This is a genomic window from Moraxella nasibovis, from assembly GCF_029581575.1.
GTDB lineage: Bacteria > Pseudomonadota > Gammaproteobacteria > Pseudomonadales > Moraxellaceae > Moraxella > Moraxella nasibovis.
This window is the reverse complement of the sequence record NZ_CP089975.1, coordinates 610,340-633,035: the sequence shown is the minus strand read 5'-3', so window position 1 is coordinate 633,035 and position 22,696 is coordinate 610,340. Positions and strand designations below refer to the sequence as shown.

The 22,696-nt window shown below is 47.0% G+C and carries 24 protein-coding genes and 2 tRNA genes; 12 read left to right on the top strand and 14 right to left on the bottom strand.

From position 1 onward, the window contains the following. Window positions 1-30: 30 nt before the first annotated feature. Window positions 31-861, bottom strand: coding sequence for an ion transporter (locus tag LU290_RS02900; RefSeq protein ID WP_277809064.1), 831 nt, complete (start codon window positions 859-861; stop codon window positions 31-33). A 415-nt stretch (window positions 862-1,276) separates the two neighbouring features. Between LU290_RS02900 and LU290_RS02895 the strand changes: the two genes are divergently transcribed. The 5 genes from LU290_RS02895 to LU290_RS02875 all read left to right on the top strand — a co-directional run bounded on the left by LU290_RS02895 (window position 1,277) and on the right by LU290_RS02875 (window position 5,035). After that, on the top strand, window positions 1,277-2,026 hold the full coding sequence (locus LU290_RS02895) for a YebC/PmpR family DNA-binding transcriptional regulator (protein ID WP_277809063.1): 750 nt from the start codon (window positions 1,277-1,279) through the stop codon (window positions 2,024-2,026). A gap of 108 nt (window positions 2,027-2,134) precedes the next feature. Beyond that, window positions 2,135-3,679 carry a threonine ammonia-lyase, biosynthetic gene (gene ilvA, locus LU290_RS02890; protein WP_277809062.1) on the top strand — a complete coding sequence of 515 codons (1,545 nt, stop codon included), beginning with the start codon at window positions 2,135-2,137 and terminating at the stop codon, window positions 3,677-3,679. Beyond that, window positions 3,676-3,975 carry a hypothetical protein gene (locus LU290_RS02885; protein WP_277809061.1) on the top strand — a complete coding sequence of 100 codons (300 nt, stop codon included), beginning with the start codon at window positions 3,676-3,678 and terminating at the stop codon, window positions 3,973-3,975. Before ilvA ends, LU290_RS02885 begins: the two co-directional genes overlap by 4 nt. Window positions 3,976-4,026: 51 nt before the next feature. Continuing rightward, on the top strand, window positions 4,027-4,551 hold the full coding sequence (locus LU290_RS02880) for a GNAT family N-acetyltransferase (RefSeq protein ID WP_277809060.1): 525 nt from the start codon (window positions 4,027-4,029) through the stop codon (window positions 4,549-4,551). Window positions 4,552-4,639: 88 nt separating this feature from the next. After that, a complete protein-coding gene (locus LU290_RS02875) occupies window positions 4,640-5,035 on the top strand; it encodes an ASCH domain-containing protein (protein WP_277809059.1) in 396 nt (131 codons plus the stop codon). Window positions 5,036-5,058: 23 nt separating this feature from the next. Here LU290_RS02875 and LU290_RS02870 read toward each other — a convergent pair whose 3' ends face one another. The 6 genes from LU290_RS02870 to pstS all read right to left on the bottom strand — a co-directional run bounded on the left by LU290_RS02870 (window position 5,059) and on the right by pstS (window position 11,187). Continuing rightward, window positions 5,059-6,339: a PAS domain-containing sensor histidine kinase family protein gene (locus LU290_RS02870; protein WP_277809058.1), complete on the bottom strand. Its 1,281-nt coding sequence runs from the start codon at window positions 6,337-6,339 to the stop codon at window positions 5,059-5,061. Next, window positions 6,339-7,040, bottom strand: coding sequence for a phosphate regulon transcriptional regulator PhoB (phoB, locus tag LU290_RS02865; RefSeq protein WP_277809057.1), 702 nt, complete (start codon window positions 7,038-7,040; stop codon window positions 6,339-6,341). The genes LU290_RS02870 and phoB overlap by 1 nt, the downstream gene beginning before the upstream one ends. A gap of 163 nt (window positions 7,041-7,203) precedes the next feature. Beyond that, window positions 7,204-7,989 (bottom strand): phosphate ABC transporter ATP-binding protein PstB, encoded by a 786-nt coding sequence (gene pstB / locus LU290_RS02860; RefSeq protein WP_277809539.1) that lies wholly within the window; start codon window positions 7,987-7,989, stop codon window positions 7,204-7,206. A gap of 112 nt (window positions 7,990-8,101) precedes the next feature. Continuing rightward, on the bottom strand, window positions 8,102-8,956 hold the full coding sequence (gene pstA, locus LU290_RS02855) for a phosphate ABC transporter permease PstA (protein ID WP_277809538.1): 855 nt from the start codon (window positions 8,954-8,956) through the stop codon (window positions 8,102-8,104). Window positions 8,957-9,070: 114 nt separating this feature from the next. Continuing rightward, window positions 9,071-10,024, bottom strand: a complete 954-nt coding sequence (pstC, locus tag LU290_RS02850) for a phosphate ABC transporter permease subunit PstC (RefSeq protein WP_277809056.1) — start codon at window positions 10,022-10,024, stop codon at window positions 9,071-9,073. 47 nt (window positions 10,025-10,071) lie between these two features. Beyond that, window positions 10,072-11,187: a phosphate ABC transporter substrate-binding protein PstS gene (pstS, locus tag LU290_RS02845; RefSeq protein WP_277809055.1), complete on the bottom strand. Its 1,116-nt coding sequence runs from the start codon at window positions 11,185-11,187 to the stop codon at window positions 10,072-10,074. Between the two features lie 404 nt (window positions 11,188-11,591). Here pstS and argS point away from each other — a divergent pair, with 404 nt between their 5' ends. The 6 genes from argS (at window position 11,592) to LU290_RS02815 (ending at window position 16,636) form a co-directional block, all read left to right on the top strand. Beyond that, window positions 11,592-13,340, top strand: coding sequence for an arginine--tRNA ligase (gene argS, locus LU290_RS02840; protein WP_277809054.1), 1,749 nt, complete (start codon window positions 11,592-11,594; stop codon window positions 13,338-13,340). A gap of 62 nt (window positions 13,341-13,402) precedes the next feature. Continuing rightward, window positions 13,403-13,885 carry a hypothetical protein gene (locus LU290_RS02835; RefSeq protein WP_277809053.1) on the top strand — a complete coding sequence of 161 codons (483 nt, stop codon included), beginning with the start codon at window positions 13,403-13,405 and terminating at the stop codon, window positions 13,883-13,885. Beyond that, window positions 13,878-14,282 carry an RNA-binding S4 domain-containing protein gene (locus LU290_RS02830; RefSeq protein ID WP_277809052.1) on the top strand — a complete coding sequence of 135 codons (405 nt, stop codon included), beginning with the start codon at window positions 13,878-13,880 and terminating at the stop codon, window positions 14,280-14,282. The genes LU290_RS02835 and LU290_RS02830 overlap by 8 nt, the downstream gene beginning before the upstream one ends. An 80-nt stretch (window positions 14,283-14,362) precedes the next feature. Then, a complete protein-coding gene (locus LU290_RS02825) occupies window positions 14,363-14,821 on the top strand; it encodes a low molecular weight protein-tyrosine-phosphatase (RefSeq protein ID WP_277809051.1) in 459 nt (152 codons plus the stop codon). Continuing rightward, the gene (murB, locus tag LU290_RS02820; RefSeq protein WP_277809050.1) at window positions 14,814-15,905 is read left to right on the top strand and encodes a UDP-N-acetylmuramate dehydrogenase; all 1,092 of its coding nucleotides are present in this window, start codon (window positions 14,814-14,816) and stop codon (window positions 15,903-15,905) included. Before LU290_RS02825 ends, murB begins: the two co-directional genes overlap by 8 nt. Continuing rightward, complete coding sequence (locus LU290_RS02815) at window positions 15,902-16,636, top strand: YdcF family protein (protein WP_277809049.1); 735 nt, start codon at window positions 15,902-15,904, stop codon at window positions 16,634-16,636. The genes murB and LU290_RS02815 overlap by 4 nt, the downstream gene beginning before the upstream one ends. A gap of 59 nt (window positions 16,637-16,695) precedes the next feature. Here LU290_RS02815 and secB read toward each other — a convergent pair whose 3' ends face one another. The 7 genes from secB to LU290_RS02780 form a co-directional block, all read right to left on the bottom strand. Further along, window positions 16,696-17,133 carry a protein-export chaperone SecB gene (gene secB / locus LU290_RS02810; RefSeq protein WP_277809048.1) on the bottom strand — a complete coding sequence of 146 codons (438 nt, stop codon included), beginning with the start codon at window positions 17,131-17,133 and terminating at the stop codon, window positions 16,696-16,698. A 56-nt stretch (window positions 17,134-17,189) separates the two neighbouring features. Further along, entirely contained in the window at window positions 17,190-17,453 is a 264-nt protein-coding gene (locus LU290_RS02805; RefSeq protein ID WP_277809047.1) for a glutaredoxin domain-containing protein, read from the bottom strand. A 180-nt stretch (window positions 17,454-17,633) separates the two neighbouring features. Beyond that, window positions 17,634-18,053, bottom strand: coding sequence for a rhodanese-like domain-containing protein (locus LU290_RS02800; protein ID WP_277809046.1), 420 nt, complete (start codon window positions 18,051-18,053; stop codon window positions 17,634-17,636). A 134-nt stretch (window positions 18,054-18,187) separates the two neighbouring features. After that, complete coding sequence (gene rsgA / locus LU290_RS02795; RefSeq protein WP_277809045.1) at window positions 18,188-19,276, bottom strand: ribosome small subunit-dependent GTPase A; 1,089 nt, start codon at window positions 19,274-19,276, stop codon at window positions 18,188-18,190. A 121-nt stretch (window positions 19,277-19,397) separates the two neighbouring features. Further along, window positions 19,398-19,488: transfer RNA gene (locus LU290_RS02790), tRNA-Ser, on the bottom strand. Window positions 19,489-19,524: 36 nt separating this feature from the next. Next, a tRNA-Ser gene (locus LU290_RS02785) sits at window positions 19,525-19,615 on the bottom strand. 125 nt (window positions 19,616-19,740) lie between these two features. Then, on the bottom strand, window positions 19,741-21,006 hold the full coding sequence (locus LU290_RS02780) for an FAD-dependent monooxygenase (RefSeq protein WP_277809044.1): 1,266 nt from the start codon (window positions 21,004-21,006) through the stop codon (window positions 19,741-19,743). 314 nt (window positions 21,007-21,320) lie between these two features. Between LU290_RS02780 and LU290_RS02775 the strand changes: the two genes are divergently transcribed. Next, window positions 21,321-22,487 (top strand): MFS transporter, encoded by a 1,167-nt coding sequence (locus LU290_RS02775; RefSeq protein WP_277809043.1) that lies wholly within the window; start codon window positions 21,321-21,323, stop codon window positions 22,485-22,487. The last annotated feature ends 209 nt before the right edge of the window (window positions 22,488-22,696 follow it).

The following is a 22,696-nucleotide window of genomic DNA, read 5'->3' as shown; positions in this document are numbered from 1 at the left end:
ATTGGCTTTTTTATGGAGCAGCATTAAGAATTAAATGTGCAAATCATGCCCACATCGATCGCAAAATTTGGCATTGGACGCATGACCAAATTTACCGCAATTTGAACAGCTGATGGGGTGCAGCTGTGGTCGCATGGTGCGAGTCAATTCTGCCGTAAAAATCCCCGTTGGCACGGCGATGATGGCATAACCTGTGATCATCACCATCGATGCAATCGCCTGTCCGATGGGCGTCTTGGGCGAGATGTCGCCATAGCCCACCGTCGTGAGGGTGACCACCGCCCAGTAGATAGATAAAGGAATACTGGTAAAGCCATTTTCAGGGCCTTCCACCACATACAGCACCGAGCCAAAAATCGTCACCAGTAGCAGCAGGGAGATGAAAAAGACGATGATTTTGTGCTGGGAAGTCTTAAACGCCGCCGCTAAAAAGCCTGCCTGCTGCATGTACGAACGCAGCTTGAAGACACGAAAAATGCGCAAAATACGCAAAACACGCACCACGAGCAAATACTGCGCACCCATGAAAAACAAGCTAAGATAGCTTGGTAACAACGCCAACAAATCCACAAGCCCAAAAAAGCTGAACGCATAACGCTTGCGATTGGGCGCAGAATACAGCCTGAGTGCATATTCAATGGTAAATAAAATGGTAAAAAACCATTCGGCATAAAAAAACAGCCGACCATATTCAAGGCGTAAGATCAGCACGCTGTCTAGCATGACCACCGTCACACTCAGCGCAATGGCAATGAGCAGCAGCACATCAAAAAACTTGCCCGCACGAGTGTCCGTACCTTCAATGACAATGTGGATCTTTTCCGCTAGAGACAGGTTTTTTTTGTAAGTTGGGATAGGCATAAATAATGATGGGAAAAATTTCTCGCTATTTTATAGCAAAGCACCGCCATAAGGTAGTATTTTTACAAAATTTTGGTATGATATCGCAACAAAGTTTGTCATTGGAACTGCAACCATGAGATTTATAATGTTGGTTTTGTTAAATTTTTTGGTGATTGGATGTGCCAATGCTCAGCCATTTAACAACCAAGAAAACCACCCAAACCCAAACCATAGCAATCTTGACCCCAATTGCCAACGCTACATACCACCCACACCCCGCACACCACAAGGTATGCCAAACTTTAACTCGCCTGAACATCAAGAGCAGCGGTTCAGTCGCATCCATTGTCGCTAACCGTATTGGCAAACTTCGCCAAAAACTGTATAATAAACCATTTTTATTGTATATTTTTGAAAAATTATAGGTGAATTTATGGCAGGTCATAGTAAGTGGGCGAATATTAAGCACCGCAAAGCCAAACAAGATGCCGCAAAGGGCAAAATCTTTACCAAAATCATCCGTGAAATCGTCTCAGCCTCTAAGGGTGGCGATCCAGATCCTGCCAACAACCCACGCCTGCGTGCCGTGCTAGAAAAAGCCAACGCCGCCAATATGACCAAAGATGTCATCAAGCGCGCCATTGAGCGTGGACAAGGCGGCGGAGAAGGTGACAATGTCCAAGAAATCACCTACGAAGGCTATGGCGTGGGCGGTGTGGCGGTCATCGTTGAGACCATGACCGACAATGTGAACCGTACCGTGGGCGAAGTTCGCCACGCATTTTCTAAGCACGGTGGCAATCTAGGCACTTCTGGCTCGGTGGCGTATTTGTTCACCAAGCGTGGCGAGATTGTGTTTAACGATGTATCACTTGAAGACAAAGTGATGGAAATCGCCCTAGAAGCAGGAGCAACCGACATTGAAAATGATGGCGAGAGCCTGCTTGTCATCACCGAACCCAACGACTTTGGTGCGGTGGTGGATGCTTTGGCAAATGCAGGCTTAAAGGCGGACAATATGGAGGTTACCATGTCGCCTTCCACCACAGCGGACATTGACAACATTGACGATGCCCAAAAAGTGCTAAAAATGATTGACATGCTAGAAGATTTGGACGATGTCCAAGAAGTTTATACCAATGTTAATTTTAGCGATGATGTGATGGCACAGTTGGATGCTTAATTGCAAGACGATTAGCTAAAAATAAATCGCCCAAGTCCGTTCGTGCAGATTTGGGCGATTTTGCATTGATGACTTTTATAAAAATTCGTTATAACAAGGAAAACCCCTATGACCACCCTACCCGACTATGTCCGTGCCATTATTACCGCAACCGTTTATGATGTCGCCATTCGCACACCACTTGATAAGGCAAGCAAACTCTCCGCCCGTTTTGGCAATGACATTCGCTTGAAACGAGAAGACTTACAGCCTGTGTTTAGCTTTAAATTGCGTGGGGCGTACAACAAAATCAGCCAATTATCAGACGAGCAAAAAGCAAAAGGCATCATCTGTGCATCGGCTGGCAACCACGCACAAGGGGTGGCTTTTTCGGCAAACAAATTGGGGCTAAAAAATCTCATCGTCATGCCAAAAACCACGCCAGACATCAAAGTCCAAGCGGTCAAAGCCTTTGGTGGACAGGTGTACCTACACGGCGACAGTTTTGACGAAGCCAACCGCTATGCCATTGAAAAGTCGCAAACAGACGGCATGACCTACATCGCCCCCTACGATGACAAAGCAGTCATCGCAGGGCAAGGCACGGTCGCCCTTGAACTCTCCCAAGACTGGCGAGAGATGGAATATGTATTTGTGCCTGTGGGCGGTGGTGGTTTGGTGGCGGGGATTGCGTCCTTTTTGGGCGAAGTCGCTCCCCATGTCAAGGTCATCGCCGTAGAATCCGAAGGCTCTGCCTGCCTAAAAGTCGCCCTAGCTGATGGCGAGCGAACTCGCTTACCCCAAGTGAGCCTGTTTGCCGATGGCGTGGCGGTCGCCCAAATCGGTCAAATCCCCTTTGAAATCGCCAATCTCACCAAATCCAACGGGCAAGGCAAGGTCATTGACGAAGTCATCACTTGCAATAATGACGAGATTTGTGCGTCCGTCAAAGACATTTTTGAAGAAAACCGCCACATCGTTGAGCCGTCTGGGGCGTTGGCACTGGCAGGACTTAAAAAATATGTCAAACAGCACAATTTGACGGGCAAAAACTGCGTGGCGATTGTCTCGGGGGCAAATATGAACTTTGACCGCCTACGTTATATTGCCGAACGCACCGAGATTGGCGAAAATAAGGAAGCGATTTTTGCGGTGCAGTTGCCCGAAAAAACGGGGGCGTTTTTGGACTTTTGTCGCACCCTGCAAGGGCGTAACATCACCGAATTTAACTACCGCCTAGACAGCACCAATCCAAGCGTTGCCCAAGTATTTGTCGGCATTGGCTTAAAAGACGGTCAGTTTGAGCGCACCACGATTATGGACAATCTGGACAAGGGGGGCTACACCGCCTTTGACTTGACCGATGATGAAGTCGCCAAAACGCACATTCGCTATTTGATTGGCGGGCACGGTCGGCTAAACGATGAAAAATTGTTCCGTGTGATGTTCCCAGAACGCCCCAACGCCCTATTAAATTTTTTGGAAAAACTGGGGCAAGATTTTAATGTTACTCTTTTTCACTACCGCAATCACGGGGCAGCGGAAGGACGGGTATTGGTTGGCTTGCAGGCAACTGCCCATTCATCACGGCAAATCGTGGACGCTTTGACCGAGATTGGTTATGATTGTGAAGATTTAAGTGAAAATGTGGGCTATGGGGTGTTTTTGAAATGATGTTTTTACAACGCCAAATGCATAAAATCCGCTATAAAATCCGTATCATTCATTCGTTAGTCAGACTTAATGACCCTATCGAAATATTAAGACATCCAGATTTTGACAAAATACCACTTTGGTTATTTGCTTTGGTTAAAGTTTATTATATATTCAAACTGTATTATGTAAAAATAAGCGGACGCATGCAGATAATTTGGTATAAAATCAAGGGAGCATTTTTAATCACTTGGTATAAAATCAAGGAAGCATTTTTAATCACTTGGTATAAAATCAAGAAAAAGTTTTTAAAATGATCTTAACTTGATTTTTATCATAATGCTTTTTTAAATTAAAAAGGAGCTGTAATGACCTTGATCTTTAAACAACCCACGCCTGATGACAAACAAGCGGTACTGGCGTTTAAAGAGGCTTATTTGTCTTATTATGATGAGACAGGTATTCATGGCGGAGCAGAATTGGCACAATTTGACAAAAGCAATTTTGATCAATGGCTTGATTATGTGTATGCCCCTGCTGGCACAAATACTTTTGGTTATGACAAGGTTGCCAATGATACCTTTTTGATTATCAAAAACGATATTGTGGTTGGTATTGTCAATATTCGCCATGAATTAACTGAGTTTTTATTACAATTTGGCGGTCATATTGGCTATAGCACGCACCCAGACTTTCAAGGGCAAGGCATTGCAAAAAATGCTTTGGCTTATGCCTTGAGTGTATTAAAAAATAAGGGTGTCAATAAGGCGTTAATCACTTGCAATGATAATAATATCGGCTCGGCAAAAGTCATTGAAGCCAATGGTGGTATTTTGGAAAATACCGTACCATTTGGCGAAAAAACCATCAGACGCTATTGGATTTTGTTATAATTAGCTGATATGTAAATGAGTATGACGCACCATTTGGATGTAAATTTGTGGTATGTGGTACGCACCTTACAATCAAAGGAAAAATATAATGAACATTCCAAACCTTAACACCTTGCCCCATTGGTCGTTTGGCGACAGTCCAGAAATGGCGGACGAACTGGTGCAGCTTTTATTAGACGGTAAAAAGACATTGACTTGCACCGCTTTGCAATGGCATTTGGAAGAAAATGATAAAACTTTGGTTGGCGGATTTGAAGTCATCACAGACGGCAGGGACACGCCAAAATGCGTGGTGCAACTCACCGCCCAATTTATCAAAAACTTTGATGAAGTGGATGAAAATTTGGCAAGAAAAGAAGGTGAAGGCGATTTGTCTTTGGCTTATTGGCAAACCGCTCATCAAGAATTTTTTGAACGCCATGGGGTATTTGATAAAGAAATGGGACTGTTATTTACAGAATTTAAAGTCGTGAAAGCATTGTAAGGCAAACTTAGTTTTTTACCAACCTATTTTTTTGGCAAAATTACGGTAAATTGACTGCCTTGACCGACTTGACTTGCGATTTTTAAGACACCTTGATGCCGTCCGATGGCGTGTTTGGCGATGGCAAGCCCAAGCCCACTGCCGCCTGTTTTGCGACTTCTGCCCTGATCCACTCGGTAAAACCGCTCCGTCAAATGCACCAAATGCTCACTGGCAATACCCTCGCCATCATCTTTGACAAAAAACACAATCTCATCATCTGCCGACAAATTCACTTCAATCTGCGTACCACTTTCGGTATGGCGAATGGCATTAAAGATAAGATTGCTAAACACGCTGTACAAATCCTTTGGCACGCCATCTACCCACACATCAGGGGCGATGTGGCTTGTGATGTGGTGCGTCTTGCCAAGTCTTAGCGCCTCATCACAGATGCCTGCTATCATGTCTGACAGATTGACAGGTAGGGCATCTTCGAGTGGTTTTTGGTCATTTTCTAGGCGAGACAAAGTCAAAAGCCCTTCCACCAGCGCCATCATTCTTGATGTTTCTTTTTGCATTAAACCTACAAATTCATGACGCAATTCTTGCTCCAAGCCATCATTTTCAAGCATTTCCAAAAAGCCTTGAATCACGGTCAAAGGCGTGCGTAATTCGTGGCTGACATTGGCGATGAAAATGTTTTTGGAATTATTAAGCCGTTCGTTGTCACTGATGTCATTGGCGATGAGCATGGTTGCACGAGCCTCGATGGGAATGATGGTCATAAGTAGCGTCTTTGCATTTAGGGTAAATTTCACATCCGCACAGCCGCCATTGGCGATGGCATCATCAAACAAAGCGGCAAAATGCTCGTCATTCACCTGCTGTTTGATGGGCAATTTGGACGCTTGCAAACCCAGATAATCGTCCGCTTTGGCATTTTTCCATTCAATACTGCCTTTTTCATTGATGATGACCAAGGCGCTGGGCAGGCTTGCCATCATGCGGTTTAGACGATGTATGGCGTCGCTTAGGCGTTGTTTGTGTTTGGCTTGTTTGTTTTGCACAAGGCTTAGCTGATCAAAAATTAGCTGCCAGCCACCCACACTACGATCAAAGGCAGGCACGATGGCAGTCGGCACAGCCCCACCATCCAGCCAAGACGACAGCCGATGCGTATGAATGCTGTGATAAATCCCCCATAAAAACAGCACCACAATCACCCCGACAAAGCCTGCCACCTGCCCTGCCAAAAGCCACCCCAAGATCCCCACAAACAGTGCCACCACCAGCACAAATACCGCCTGCCAAACCTGCCACATCAGCCGACATCCTTCGCCGAAAAACCATAGCCCACGCCACGCACCGTCTGCACATAATGCGCCACGCCCATCTCTTCTAGCGCCTTTCTAAGCCGTCTGATATGCACATCCACCGTCCGCTCTTCAATAAAAACATGATCGCCCCACACCAAATCCAAAAGCTCAGCACGCCCATAAATGCGATCGGTGTGCGTCATAAAAAAATGCAAAAGCTTAAACTCAGTCGGTCCCAAATGCACCGACCGACCATCCACGCTCACCTCATGGTCTTGGGGGTTTAGCGTCATGCGTCCGACCTTAACGACGCTGTCGGTCTTTTGTGGGGCTCGGCGGCGAAGTAGTGCCTTGATGCGTGCCACCAGCTCTCGTGGGCTAAACGGCTTGGTGACATAGTCATCCGCCCCCAGATTTAGCCCAAGCTCCTTATCATTCTCTTCACTTCTGGCGGTCAGCATGATGATGGGCAAATCACTCGTCCGAGCCACCTCCCTAAGCGCTTGGGCAAATGCCACGCCAGACATCTTAGGCAGCATCCAGTCTAGTAGTAGCACATCAGGCAGCTTTTCAGCGATGATGGCTTTGGCATCTTCTGCACTTTCTGCCAGCACCACCTTAAAGCCTGCTTGCACCAGCGCAAATTCGATGAGCCTTTGAATCGCAGGCTCATCTTCCACCACCAAAACAGTTGCGACATTTGACATGATTTTTCCTTTATAAATTTACCACCCAAAGTACAAGGACGGCTTGCTTTTGGCATGATTTGGTATGATTTTACCATCAAACAGCCATCTAATCACTCATCATCATGACCGATTTTAGCCCAATTATCAAACATTTTGTACATCTTTTGTCAATTTAACCGAATCAGCCAAATTTGCCTGTGATATAGTCGTGCGTGGCTTGCATTTTAGGTTTTTCAAACATCGTCTTAGTATCGCCAATCTCCACAAGCTCGCCCAAATACATATACGCCGTGCGATCAGAGATTCTCGCTGCCTGCTGCATGTTGTGCGTGACGATGGCGATGGTGTAGTCGTGTTTTAGCTCGCTGATCAGCGCCTCGATGCCGCCTGTGGAGATGGGGTCGAGCGCCGAAGTCGGCTCATCTAAGAGCAGCACCTCAGGACGACACGCCACCGCCCGAGCGATGCACAGTCGCTGCTGCTGACCGCCAGAGAGCGAGTTGCCAGATTGTTTTAATTTATCCTTGACCTCCGTCCACAGCGCCGCCTTTTTCAGCGCCCATTCGACCCGCTCATCCATCTCAGATTTGCTCAGCTTTTCGTACAATTTCACCCCAAAAGCGACATTATCATAGATTGACATCGGAAATGGCGTGGGCTTTTGAAAGACCATGCCGACCTTAGCACGCAGCAGATTGACATCGGTCTTGTCGGTCAAAATATCCTCGCCATCAAGCAAGATTTTGCCAGTGGTGCGGCTGTCATTGTACAGATCATACATGCGGTTAAAGCTGCGCAGTAAAGTCGATTTGCCGCAGCCAGATGGTCCGATGAAGGCTGTCACTTGGTGTGGCTCGATGCTAAGGTTGATGTTTTTTAAGGCGTGAAATTTGCCATAATAAAAGTTAAAATCCTGCACAACAAGCTTAGACGCGCCTTCGACAAGCTTAGATGTGGGGTTTGGCATGGTGTCAAAAGCGTCGTTTGTCGGTTGGCTTGTGGTTAAATTTGTGGTTAAATTTGTTTTAAAAAAAGCCATCACATACTCCTAGATGGTTGGTTGTTTTTATTTCATGACATCAATGTGAGCGAGACTGCACCGCACGAGCGACGATGTTGGCAAACAGTACCGACAAAGCGATCAAGAGCGCTGCCGTCCATGCCAGTGCGTGCCAGTCGGCATAGGGACTCATGGCAAATTGATAAATCACATTTGGCAAATTTGCCATCGGTGCCGACATGTCCGTGCTAAAAAACTGATTATTCAGCGCAGTAAATAACAGCGGCGCCGTCTCCCCAGAGATGCGTGCAAAGCTTAATATCACACCTGTCAGCACGCCTGCCTTCGCCGCTCTTAAAGTCACCATGCCGACAAGCTTGTACTTGGGCGTGCCCAGTGCAAATGCCGCTTCACGCAGCGAATTTGGCACCAGACGCAGCATGTTCTCGGTAGTGCGCACCACCACAGGAATGACCAGAAGCGACAGCGCAAGCGAGCCTGCCATGCCAGAAAAATTGCCCATCGGCACCACCACCAGCGCATAAATAAAAAGCCCAATCACGATCGATGGCGCTGATAACAGCACATCATTTAAAAAGCGAGTGGCGACGGCAAGCTTGCTGTTTTGTCCAAATTCCGCCAGATAAATCCCACACATCACACCAATCGGCGTACCGATAGACAGCCCGCCCATCGTAATCATAAGGCTGCCGACGATGGCGTTTTTTAGACCGCCTTGCATCATCGGTGGCGGCGTATTCATACTAAAAATGTGCGCACCAAGCCCAGAGATGCCTTCGCTGATGAGCGTATAAAAAATCCAGCCAAGCCAAAACAGCCCAAAACCCATCGCCAGATAAGCCAGCAATAAGGAAAACTGGTTTGTCAGGCGGCGGCGTGCATAGATGGCATTAGTGCTTGTCTTTTTTGCCATGACTTGCTGTCGGCGGATGGCTAGATTTGGCTTACGACTCACTTCGATTTGCATAATCATTCCTTCTTCATAACTGTCTTAATAACTGTTGTCACTTGATAAGTGTGGTAAAAATCAGCGCCCTTCATGCTTGGTCATTTGCATGAGCATCACCTTAGACAGGCACAGCACGACAAAGGTAATGACAAACAAAATCAACCCCAAAAACAGCAGCGATGAAATGTGCAAAGGGTCGATGGCTTCGGCAAATTCATTGGCAAGCACCGAAGTGATGGACACGCCTGAGCCAAATAAATCCAAGCTAAGATTAAAGGTGTTGCCGATGATGAAAGTCACTGCCATCGTCTCACCCAGCGCCCTGCCCAGACCCAAAATCACACCGCCGACCACGCCTGATTTGGTATAGGGCAGAACGACATGTTTGATCACTTCCCAGCGAGTTGCGCCCAGTCCATAGGCAGACTCTTTGAGCATCGGTGGCACGATTTCAAACACATCTCGCATCACTGACGCAATGAAAGGAATGATCATGATCGCAAGTACCAATGCCGCCGCCAAGATACCAATACCCATCGGCACGCCTGCAAAAAACCGCTCCAATACAGGCAGCTGACCGATGCTTTTGGCAAGCACTGGCTGCACATATTTGGCAAAAATCGGCGCAAATACAAACAAGCCCCACATGCCATAAATGATGGACGGAATGCCCGCCAAAAGCTCGATACACACACCCAAAGGTTTTTTTAAAAATCTTGGGCAAAGCTCAGTCAAGAAAATCGCCACGCCAAAGCTGACAGGCACAGCGATGCTAAGGGCTATCACCGAAGTGACGATCGTGCCATAAATCGGTGCTAGCGCCCCATATTCGCCCGCCACCACATCCCAGCTGCTCGATGTCAAAAAACCAAGCCCAAAGCGCTCGATACTTGGCCATGCCCCATAGGTCAGCATCACCAAAATGCCGCCCAATATCAGTAAAACCAGCCACGCAAACAGCCGAGTCGCACCGACAAACAGCGCATCAAGCCGCTCTTGTTGTTGTAATCGTTTGGCAAACATGTCATTCATAAGATCGTCTTTTGGTTAATGTGTTGATTGTGATTGAGCCGTCTGTTTTATGGTTGAAATAAAGGCTTGCCATCTTGACCGACTACTTTTTGCCACTCAGCTTTGACCAAAGTCTTGACATTGTCTGGTAGCGGCACATAGTCCAGCTCTGATGCCATCGCATCGCCCTGTTTGAAGGCATGATCAAAGAAAGCTAAGGCAGATTTGGCGTTTTGTTCGTTGGCAGGATTTTTTTGCATTAAGATGAAAGTCGCTGCCGCCAGTGGCCACGCGTTGTCGCTTGGCTGATTGGTCAGCACCAGATTAAAGCCATCTGCCTGCGACCAATCAACATCTGCTGCCGCCGCAAAAGTCTCTTGTGATGGGCTGACAAATTGTCCTTTGGCGTTTTGTAGCTGTGTGTGGCTCATATTATTTTGTTTGGCGTAGGCGTATTCAACATAGCCGATCGAGTTTTTGACACGCCCCACATAGGTTGCCACGCCTTCATTACCCTTGCCTGCCGTGCCTGTTTTGGCAGTCGGCCAGCTGACAGTTTTCTCTGCGCCGACGGTATTTTTCCACGCATCAGACACTTGGCTTAGATAATTGGTAAAAATAAAAGTCGTGCCAGAGCCGTCCGAGCGAAACACCGTGACGATGTTTTCATCAGGCAAAGCCAAATCAGGATTCAGCGCACGAATTTGCTCATCATTCCATTTGACAATCTCACCCAGATAAATCTTCGCCAGCACATCGCCTGTCAGTTTTAGCTGCCCTGCCGCCACGCCATCGATATTGACGATCGGCACCACACCGCCGATCACGGTCGGAAATTGCACCAGATTATTTGCTGCAAGCTCTTCGCCACTCATCGGTGAGTCTGTCGCCCCAAAGTCCACCGTCTTTGCGATGATTTGCTTGATGCCGCCTGACGAGCCGATGGATTGATAATTCACCTGACCACCCACATCATCCAAAAAGCCCTGAGCCCAGCGCACATATACTGGCTGCGGAAAAGATGCGCCTGCACCTGTCACAGTCATGGCGACCTGCTCGCTACCTGTGCTTTGGCTACTTTGGGCTTGCTGCGCTGCCTGTGGCGGGGTGTTGTCTTGACACGCCGTCAGTGCCAGCACGCCGCACGCTGCTAAGATTGATAAAGAAAATTTGCTCAGTTTCATGTTTGGCTCCCGTTGCCTGATTGACATTTTTATTCAATGAATGACCGCTCACATTGTCAGCCACTCTCTTGATGGCAGTAAGTTTAGCAAGCAAAAATGACAATTCCATGACAAATGCGCACTTTTTTAATGGTTTTTTATGGTTTGGCTTTCATGGTTTATTTTTCACAGCTCAACATTTAAAAATCAGCCAAACACGCAAATCGCCATTTATAAGAATGTAAGAAGTTAAGAATGTAAGAAGTGCTGCATCATGGCGCCAAGCCGTGAGAAAATTTTTGCAAAATACTGCATTTTTTCCCCAAAAATCACTGATTTTTTGGTATTATTATCAGTTTTATTATTGTCAAATTATCATTAAATTTTCGTCAAATTGACACGACAAATTTACAAAAAGAGATCTCATGAACATTCAAGCCCTACTCTCCACGCATTTTCAAACCGCCATGCACAACGCAGGGGCGGACGCTCACACCGACCCTGTGATTAAACAATCTGGCAAACCACAATTTGGCGATTATCAAGCCAACGGCATCATGGGTGCTGCCAAAAAATTAGGACTAAACCCACGAGAATTCGCCCAAAAAGTGGTCGATGACTTGACCCAAACCAAAGCCCTACAAGGCGTAGCAGAAAAGCTTGAAATCGCAGGACCGGGTTTTATCAACATTTTTCTTGATAACGCATTTCTTGCCAAATCTGTACAGACCGCTCGCACCGATTCGCACTTGGGCGTAAGCCACAGTCAAAACGACACGATTGTGGTGGATTATTCATCGCCCAATGTCGCCAAAGAAATGCATGTCGGGCATTTGCGTGGCACGATTATTGGCGACAGCGTGGTGCGTACGCTTGAATTTTTGGGCAATACCATCATTCGTGCCAACCACATTGGCGACTGGGGCACGCAGTTTGGTATGCTGATTGCTTATTTGGAAAAATTTGAAGCAGAAAATGGCGACAACGCCAGCGACATGGCACTGGCTGACATTGAAAATTTCTACCGCAATGCCAAAGCCTTGTATGATGCCGACCCTGATTTTGCTGAGACTTCTCGCCAGTATGTCGTGCGTTTGCAAAGTGGCGATGAAGCCATGCTTGCCAAATGGCGAGTACTGGTCGATTTGACCATGACCCAGTGCCAAGCCCTGTACGACCGTCTAGGCGTAACCCTATCGCCCAAAGACACCATGGGCGAAAGCCTATACAACCCCATGCTCAAAGGTGTGGTAGAGAGCCTAAAAGAGCAAGGACTTGCCGTAGAAGATGACGGTGCAACAGTCGTCTATATGGACGAATTTAAAAACAAAGAAGGTGAGCCTTTGGGTGTCATCGTCCAAAAAAATGACGGTGGCTATCTATACACCACCACCGACATCGCCGCTGCCCAGTACCGCAAGCACACGCTGGGTGCCGACCGTGTGATTTTGTTTACAGACGCTCGCCAAGCCCAGCATTCTAAGCAGGCGTGGGGCATTGCCAAAATGGGCGGATTTGTCCCTGCTGATTTTGACATGGTGCATCACACCTTTGGTATGATGATGGGTAAAGATGGCAAGCCTTTTAAAACTCGCTCAGGCGACACGGTCAAACTTGCCGACCTGCTTGATGAAGCAGTAGAGCGAGCCACTGCCCTAATGAGCGAACGCCAAAGTGAGCTGTCTGCTGACGAAAAACAAGCCGTCATCAATGCGGTCGCCATCGGTGCGGTCAAATATGCCGACCTGTCCAAAAACCGCAATACCGATTATGTCTTTGACTGGGACGCCATGCTGTCTTTTGAAGGCAATACCGCACCGTATATGCAATATGCGTACACTCGGGTGCGCTCCATCTTTGCCAAAGCAGGCGTGGCAAGCGATGAGCTGACAGGCGACATCATCATCCGTGATGACAAAGAGCGCACGCTTGCGATTAAACTTTTACAATTTGAAGAATGTCTCATCACCACCGCCAAAGACGCTTTGCCAAACACGCTGGCACTGTATCTGTACGAATTGGCAGGCGTGTTCTCGGCATTTTATGAGCATTGCCCGATTTTATCTGCCGAAGATGAGGTTAAAAACAGCCGTTTGCAACTTGCCGATTTGACTGCCAAAACCTTAAAACAAGGCTTAGAACTGCTTGGCATTAAAACGGTGGAGAGAATGTAAATTCACTTAGGGCGGATTTATTCGCCCTTTTTTGCTTCTTCATAAAACACCATTGAGACACCATGATACCAATCCCCAAAAGCATTGCCAACCATAACACCAAATACCTAACTCTTGGTTATCAGCATGGCGGTTGGGTTTTGTTGATTATTTTTATACTGACCCTATTTCGCCCCACGGATTTTTTAGTGATTTTGCTACTTTGTGGGCTAGCGTTTTATCACACCAGAAAGATTTATCCACGCACCGCCCATGAAGTCATTGACACTGGCAAAGGTCTTTTAATCAAAAATCACAAGACCAGCGTTGAAATTGGTTATCAAGACATCGTGGAAATCAATTATGACTATTACTTTTTCGCCTTTCAAAATAACGCCGTTAAATTGACCATCAAACCACATGATGAGCTTGGCGATACGGTGTATTTTGTCAGTTGGGCGGACAGTAGCAGATACAATAAAGAGTTTAACCTAAATCCATTTGCACAAACCCCAGAGACGCAAGCATGGATTGAACACATGAAAGAGAAAATAAAACATGGCTGAAACAACAGAATTGACCCGTGTCCGAGCCGACAAATGGCTGTGGGCGGCACGATTTTTTAAGACTCGCACTCTTGCCAAAGAAGCGATAGAAAGCGGAAAAGTCCACATGAATGGCCAAAAAATCAAAGTCAGCAAAGAATTGCAAGTGGGCGATACATTATCCATTCGTCAAGGACACGCCACTCGATTGGAAGAAAAAGTGGTTATTATCAAAGCCTTATCCGAAAATCGTGGTAATGCCACCATCGCCGCCACGCTGTACGAAGAGACCGAAGAAAGCATGGCGACTCGAGCGTTTTTTGCAGAACAGCGAAAACTACAAAACCTAGCTCGCCCCGACACCAAGCCCGATAAAAAACAACGCCGAGATTTGGCGAAATTTAAAGATCGCTGGTAAACCACCGTCATAGATTTTATGCCCATCTTGGCAATTTATGCTACAATGAAGGCATTTTTAAAGTAAAAAATTTAATCATCATGCACCCAAAATCTGTACTATTCGTCTGTCTTGGCAATATTTGTCGCAGTCCATCTGCCGAAGCCGTCATGACAAAACTCACCAAAAATCAAGGACTTAACATTCATTTTGATTCGGCAGGTACTGCCAATTATCACACAAATAGTCCGCCTGATGAGCGAGCGGTGGCGGTGGGCAAATCGCTGGATTATGATTTGTCCGCACTTAGAGCCAGACAAGTTCGCCCAGATGATTTTTATGAATTTGACATGATTTTTGCGATGGATGCCAATAACCTTGCCAACCTACAAAAAATCATGCCAGCCGATGCCACCGCCCAAGTGGCGATGTTTGATGAATTGGCAGTTGCCGATCCGTATTATGGCGACATCAGCGACTTTCAAAGTATGTTTGCACACATTGAAAAGGCAAGCCAGCACTGGCTGACACGCTGGCAACAAGGGGCGACACATGACTAAGCCCACCCAATCAGGCACTATCCTTGACAACTACGATTTGTCAAAAAATAACACCATGGCACTGTCCTGCACGGCAAGCCATGCGATGATTTTGGACAATGCAGACACGCTGGCAGATGACATCAGGCTTGCCATTGACTTTGCCAAACACAGACAGCTTGCCACATTCGTACTCTCTGGCGGTAGCAATGTGCTTTTGCCCAGACGACTGGACGCTTTGGTGCTGCTGCCACGCTTGTTGGGTATTGAAGTTTTATCCGAGAGCGATGATGGCATAACCATACAGGTCGCCTGCGGAGAAAATTGGCACGATTTTATCAAAACCTGCCTAAATCACGGCTGGTACGGACTGGAAAATCTGGCACTCATTCCTGGTTTGGTCGGAGCAAGTCCTGTGCAAAACATCGGTGCTTATGGCGTGCAAGTCTCTGATTTTATTGAAAAAGTCATCGCTTTTGATTTGGCGGATGGCTCACAAATCAGCTTTGACAACTCATCTTGCGAGTTTGATTATCGGCACAGTTTTTTTAAGGACAATCCAAACCGTCATCTCATCAGCCATGTGGTGTTTAAACTGCACAAAACCTGCGATCAAGTGCTGACCAGCTATGGCGATCTTAGTACCGTGTCAGGCGACATTGCCAAAGCACATGGGCGCAACACTCCGCATCCGTGCGATGTGTTTGATGCTGTGGTTCAGATTCGTCAAGCCAAATTGCCAGACCCTAATGTCTTGGCAAATTGCGGTTCATTTTTTCAAAATCCCATCATCACGATGGCGGATTTTACACGCCTAAAAGCGACATTTGCCGACCTGCCAAGCTACCCCATTGATGACGATTTCATCAAAATTCCCGCAGGCTGGCTGATTGATAAAGCAGGCTTAAAAGGCAAAGGCATCGCCCCCATTCTTACCCATCAAAAACAGGCGCTGGTACTGACCAATCACGCACCATACATCGCCACCCAAGACGACATCGCCACCGCCCAAGCGTTCATCATCAAGACGGTCTTTGAGCGATTTGGCGTAACGCTTGTGCGTGAGCCTGTGTGGGTTGATGAAAAAGGCACGACCCCAACATGATGTCTTTTTGGCAAAAATTTACACGGCGACTTTGGCAAGCCTTACTTGCGCTTGTATTGATGATTGCTTTTGCCGTCATCACGCCTTTTACGCCAATTTTTGCCAACATCAGCGTGTTATTTCTGGACGCATTTAGCGCCATCACGCTAGGACATGACAAGCAGACACCCAGCGTGATGGTTGTACTCGGTGGCGGTTTAACCAAAAACAATGACGACATCGTCTTAAATCACTACAGCCAAAGCCGTGCCGACCACGCCGTCATGCTCCACAAACAGCATGCCACCGTCATCATCACCAGTGGTGCAGAATCTCCTTGGCTTGGCGATTATTTGCGTTCATCGCTCAAAGACTCGCCAAAAAAAGCCACCATCATCAGCGAAAATGCCAGCATGAACACCTGCGAAAATGCCGCCTTTACCGCCAAATTGCTCACGCACCACGAACTACCAAAGAGCGTCTATCTTGTCACAGACCGCTACCACATGGCACGAGCCAGACGACAGTTTGCCTTATCAGGCATCACCACCACACCACAGCCTGCACCGCTTGCCACGCCTTTGTCATGGACGGATGTTGATGCCAATCTTGTGCATTCACGCCGTGCCATCTACGAAATCGCCGCCCTAGCACGAGACATCTTTCGCCCACAGCCAAACTGCCGTAGCCAAGCACAAATCAGCCTAGAAGAAATCAGCACGCCCAGACGACAGCCCAAGATTTTTTCTTGATGAATCCAAAGCAAAAAAAAAGCGATCATTAAGACCGCTTTTTTGTTTGGCAAATGCCATCAAGCATCGTTTTGAGCTTGCTCTTGGGCTTGTAGATAGGCTTGATCAAAATTCACTGGTGCTAATAGCAACTGTGGGAAGCTACCACGAGACACCAAATCACTGATCACTTCACGAGCGTAAGGGAACAAGATGTTTGGGCAATAGGCTTGTTGCAGGTGTGCCATGTCTTCTTCTGGGATATTTTTTAGTAGGAAAATACCCGCCTGCTGCACTTCGGCGATGTAGGCGGTGCTGCCGCCATTTTTTACTGTCACATTGACAGTTAGGACGATTTCTTTATGATCTTCATCTAGGTCATTGGTCGCAGTCGCAAGGCTAATGTCCATCTCAGGCTGCCATTCTTTGGTGAATACCTCAGCGCTTGATACTTCAAATGAGATGTCCTTGACATAAATGCGTTCAAGACCTAATTGTGGTTGTGCTTGCTCTGTCATAATGAGCTCCTTTGGTTAATTTGGTTAAAATTGATAAATACCGAATAAATCGTCGATTACAAAGCATCAAGCATGGCATCCAGTTCGCCACTTTGATTGAGTTTGTTTAATTGGTCAAAGCCACCAACGAAGGTCTCGCCAATAAAAATCTGCGGTACAGTGCGGTGATTGTTGGTACGCACTGCCACCGCCGCACGCTCATCAGCACTCATGTCATAGACGCTGATCGCCTGATACGACACACCTTTGTCATTAAGCAGTGCGATTGCCGCCTTGCAGTATGGGCATTCTTCTTTGATGTATAAAGTTGCTTGGGTCATGATACTCTCATTGATTTTGCCGAATATTGTCGCATAAACAAACATCGGCATGGTGTTAAAATTAGCAATTCTTATTTGCGTTTATGGGTGCAAATGGCAGATTTTCAAGCCCAAACCGCACTTTTTGTCCGCATTTTGGGCATTTTCTGCTTTTTTTGATGATTTTAGCGACAATAACGCTTATTTTTTGGCTTTATTTGCCACTGCCAATGGCAGACCTGCCGCCTGATAGCCTTGGATACCGCCTGCCAGACGCATGAAATTTGGCTTTGCCATTAGGCTCACCGCCGCACCTGCTTGCAGACCCACATCGCACACAAAAACCACAGGCGTATCAATAGCACGCAGCTCATCTAGGTGATTTTTTAGTTCGGTAAATGGAATGTTGCGACTGCCAGAGATGTGCGAGACGGCAAATTTATTGGCAGGACGAATGTCAATGATGCGAGCGTGCTGGTTATTGACAAGCAAACCCAGCTCATTAGGCGTAACTTTTTTGCCATTACGCTTGCCTTCAACCATAAAAAACGCCACAATCAGCACCGCCAAAATGCCGAACAACACAGGGTGATTCCCCACAAAAGTTAGCCAACGCTCCACAATTACTCCGATTTGTTAAGTCAATTTAATAAAAAGCCCATTATACCAAACTTTGGGCGAAATTTTTGAAAAATCCAGTTTTATTCGCCAAAATCTTAGGCAAATTCCGCCAATCTCAAGCCAACCACAGGTGGTCAGTTTTTGGCAAATTGATTTCTGGCAGCAGACGCATTCATCTTGGCTTCTTCGGTCAGCTCATTAAAGCTCTCCACTCGCCGTGCCAGCACTTCGCCATCTGCCACCGCCTGCCAAAACGCACAGCCTTTGGCATTTTGGGCGTGATTACAATCACGAAATTGGCAAGTACCACGAAGGTCATTTAATTCATCAAAACCTGCCATGATGTCATCGCCAGACAAATGCCAAATGCCATATTCACGAATACCGGGGGTGTCAATGATACCGCCTTTGGACAAATCATGATCATCAAAGGCGAGCAGGCGACTGGTGGTCGTGGTATGCTGCCCTAATTGCGATCCCACCGAAATCACATTGGTGGATTGGTTGGCGTTGGGCAAAATTTGGTTAATCAAGCTGGACTTACCCACGCCAGATTGTCCTGCAAAGATGGTCAATTTGCCATCAAGGTGGCTCATCAGCTCGTCCAAACCACCTTGGGTTAGGCTTGAAGTCTGAATGATGTCAAAATCATATCTTTCGCCAAGTGCTTGATATTCTTGGAAAATTTGATTGACTTCATCAAAATCTGCCAACAAATCCGCCTTGTTTAATACCAACAGCGGTCTAACACCGCTTAATCGTGCCACCAATAAATAACGGTCAATCAAATTGGTCGCAGGCTTGGGCAATGGAGCAAACACAATGGCAAGTGTATCAACATTTGCCGCCACAGGCTTGACTTTATTGTAGCGGTCAGGGCGAGTGATGAGCGTGCGTCTGTCCGAAAGTAGCTCAATCCGCCCCATGCCTGCGGTCATATCTACGCTAAATTTCACTTCATCGCCTGCCGCCATCATCGGCAAATTGGTGCGAGCATGGCACCGCCAAATCTCACCAACACGCAAACGACCATCGCCTAAGCCATCACCGTCAGATTCTGGCAAAATGCGTGGCAACTGGGTAATTTGAACATCTAATTGCTTACCAAAATGCGAGACAATCACACCACCGACAAGCGTGCCATCATCGGCAAAGTTGTCTTGGTTTTTTTGGATTTGGCGAGTTTGATTTTTGGTTAATTTACGGCGGCGAATTAAAGACATAGGCTAAGCAATTCAATTTTTCAACATCAAAACGCCCATTGTAACGCAAAAGCCCTGTTTGAACAAATTTTTTGCAATAAAAAACCACCCAATCGGGTGGCTCTATGAAAACAAAAAATAATGGCGGAAGCTGAGAGATTCGAACTCTCGGTGGGCTACAAACCCACGCCGGTTTTCAAGACCGGTGCATTCAACCGCTCTGCCAAGCTTCCTAAGCGGTCAATCCCCAAAGGGATAAATAAAAATAATGGCGGAAGCTGAGAGATTCGAACTCTCGGTGGGCTACAAACCCACGCCGGTTTTCAAGACCGGTGCATTCAACCGCTCTGCCAAGCTTCCGTAGGCGTGTATTATAGCGATTTTTTGATTGATTGCAAGTATTTTTTGACAATTTTTTAAAAATTATCAAAAACTCCCAAAAAAAACTTCCAAAATCAGCACACACTTTTTTGCACTGCAAAGATTTAGGATTTTAAGCCCATCGCATAGCTTGCCACCAAAGGCTTGATACCAGGGATTTTATCAAAGGCAATCAGACCGACATTTCTGGCGAATTTCATCACAGGATTGGGGTGGCAAAAACTGCCCACCACCGTATCACAAAAACGAATCACACGCTTTTGGTCTTTTTGGCGAGCCTGCTCATAAGCGACAAGATTAGCATGATGACCCAAGTCATAATCAGGCTGACGGCGAATGTTCTCGCCAAGCATGGTCGCCAACGCATGAGCGTCTCTTAGACACAGATTAAAGCCCTGCCCTGCCACAGGGTGCAAAGTGTGAGCAGCATTGCCCATGATCACACAGCGACCGACCACCTGCCGATGAGCCAGCACCTTACTCAAAGGATACGCTCCACGGCGACCCACCGCCACAAATCGCCCTGCCGTCTCGCCAAAGACCTGCTGGAGCGTCTGTTTGAAATACTCATCATCTTCTAGGTAGCGTGATTCTTCGCCAGTTTTGCAAATAAACACCACCGAACGGCGATAACCTTGCGTTGTGCCATCAGCACCATCGCCACGCCCATCTGTCAAAGGCAATACCGCAAGCGGTCCAACCGAGGAAAATCGCTCAATGCCGATGTGCCGATGTGGCTGGTCGGTCTGCACCACGCCCACGATGCCCACTTGCCCATAATCATGGCTGTCCGCACCGATATTTAGAATGTTGCGACTGATGCTATCTCGCCCATCGCACGCCACGACCAGCGGTGCGGCCACTTCTTGCGTTTGACCATCTTTATCAAATACCACGGTCGCCGAATGCTCGTCTTGACGAATATCCACCACGCTCGCTCCATCAATCAAACAGATCAATTCGCTCGCCTGCACCGCCAAAAGTAGCTGTCGCCCCATCCACGCATTTTCCATCACCTGACCAAAGCTCTCCACGCCTTCTGCCGCCTTATCCAGCCTTGCCCGTCCAAAACTGCCAAGCTCGCTAATCTCCACGCCATCAATGCGGCACGCATGGCTTTGCATACGCTCCCACAGTCCAATTTCGGTATAAATCTGCACCGTCCGCCGAGATAAAGCCGTGTTACGACTGTCCAAATATTCACTGCGATAAATGTCGTCATCAGGACTGATGGTAGGATAACAAAATTGCTCAATCAGCGTGCTACGAATACCCTGATGAGCAAGTAAAAGTGCAAAAGATAAGCCCACTTGACCGCCGCCAATGATGACGACATGATGAGTGGTTTGGGTGTGATGGTCGGTTGTCATGGTTTTGATGATTTATAATGAAAAAGCTTGTTGATAGTGAAAATTTAACAATCTAAGAAAAACTTATACTTAGAAAAACTTAAAAACCTACCCAAATTGTACCACAATCCACCCAAAAACAGCGGATTTTTATTCACAAAAGCCATCCATCGGTCATCGCTTGGTTTTTTTGGATGGCTTTTTGGGGTAAATTTTTGTGCTTTTTATGCCTGCCATCGCCCAAAAATCATGTTAAAATATCGCTACATTGATAAACATTGATAAATATCTATAAAAGTATCAATCTTTAAAAACAACCATAAAGAGCCGCCGCCATGAATACCAAAGCTCATCTTGCACCCACTTTGCTTGAAAAATTCACCGTCGCCATGATTGGATTTTTTGCTTTTTTGCAAGTGTATTCGGTGCAGGCGATTTTACCAGTGTTGATGGCAGACTTTCGGGCATCAGAAGTAGCGATCGGTGTGGCGGTGGGGGCGACCGTGCTTGCCATCGCACTCATTTCGCCATTTATGGGTATGCTGTCGGACGCTTTTGGGCGAAAGGTATTTGTTGTCGGTTCGCTATTATTACTTGCCTTGCCGACAGCGATGATTGGTTTTAGCGGTACGACGGACGAGCTGTCTGTTTGGCGGTTTTTGCAAGGCTTGGCAATCCCTGGGATTACGGTGGTTTTGATCGCTTATGTGGGCGAAGAATACAGCGAAAATGTCGCCCAAATGATGAGCCTGTATGTCGCAGGGACGGTGCTGGGCGGTTTTAGTGGACGGTTTTTTGCAGGGCATTTGCACGAACTGATTGGCTGGCGGTCTGGCTATGGCGTGATGGCGGTCTGTACGCTGATTGGGGCGATTTGGGCGTTTAAGGCTTTGCCCAAATCTCGGCATTTTGTCAAAAGTGGTAATTTTAGCAATTCTCTAAACTTACTGATTAGCCACACCAAAAACCGCCAAGTATTAAGTGCGTGTCTGCTCGGTGGCTGTGTGCTGTTCTCGCTGGTGGGCTGTTTTACTTTTATCAATCTGCACCTAGCGGACGCACCGTATCACTTGAATGCGTCAGATCTTGCCAATATTTTTGCCCTGTATTTGATTGGTATGGTTATCACGCCGATGGCTGGGCGTTTGATTGCTCGTTTTGGTATGATTTGGGTGATTGTGGGGGCGGTGTTTTGCTCCATCGCAGGCATGCTTTTGACGCTGAGTACGCCGCTGCCGCTCATCATTGTGGGCTTGACGGTGATGTCATCAGGGGTGTTTATCACGCAGGCGGCGACCATCAGCTACATCGGCAGTCAGGTCAGTCAGGGGCGGTCTTTGGCATCTGGGCTGTATTATATGGGTTATTATGGCGGTGGCAGTATTGGTGCATGGGCGTGTGCCATCGCCTATGCACAAGGACAATGGGGATTGACGGTGGCACTGATCATCGCCGTGCAAGTGGTCGCTTTGGTGGTGGTATGGGTGCTGATGAGAAGGTGATAAGTCTGGAACTTCTCACTAAAATTGAATACACCATTTTTCATCACTATATGAAAAATATTCATTAGCAATTTCCCCAAAAATATCTTATAATTCTCCCCCAAATACCTTGTGATTTTAGCTGTATTAGCTTTTATCAATACAGTCCTGACCACACATCGTAATTCGCTTTGTGCGTTCGGTCGTCAGATCATTTTGTCAAGCCTAGA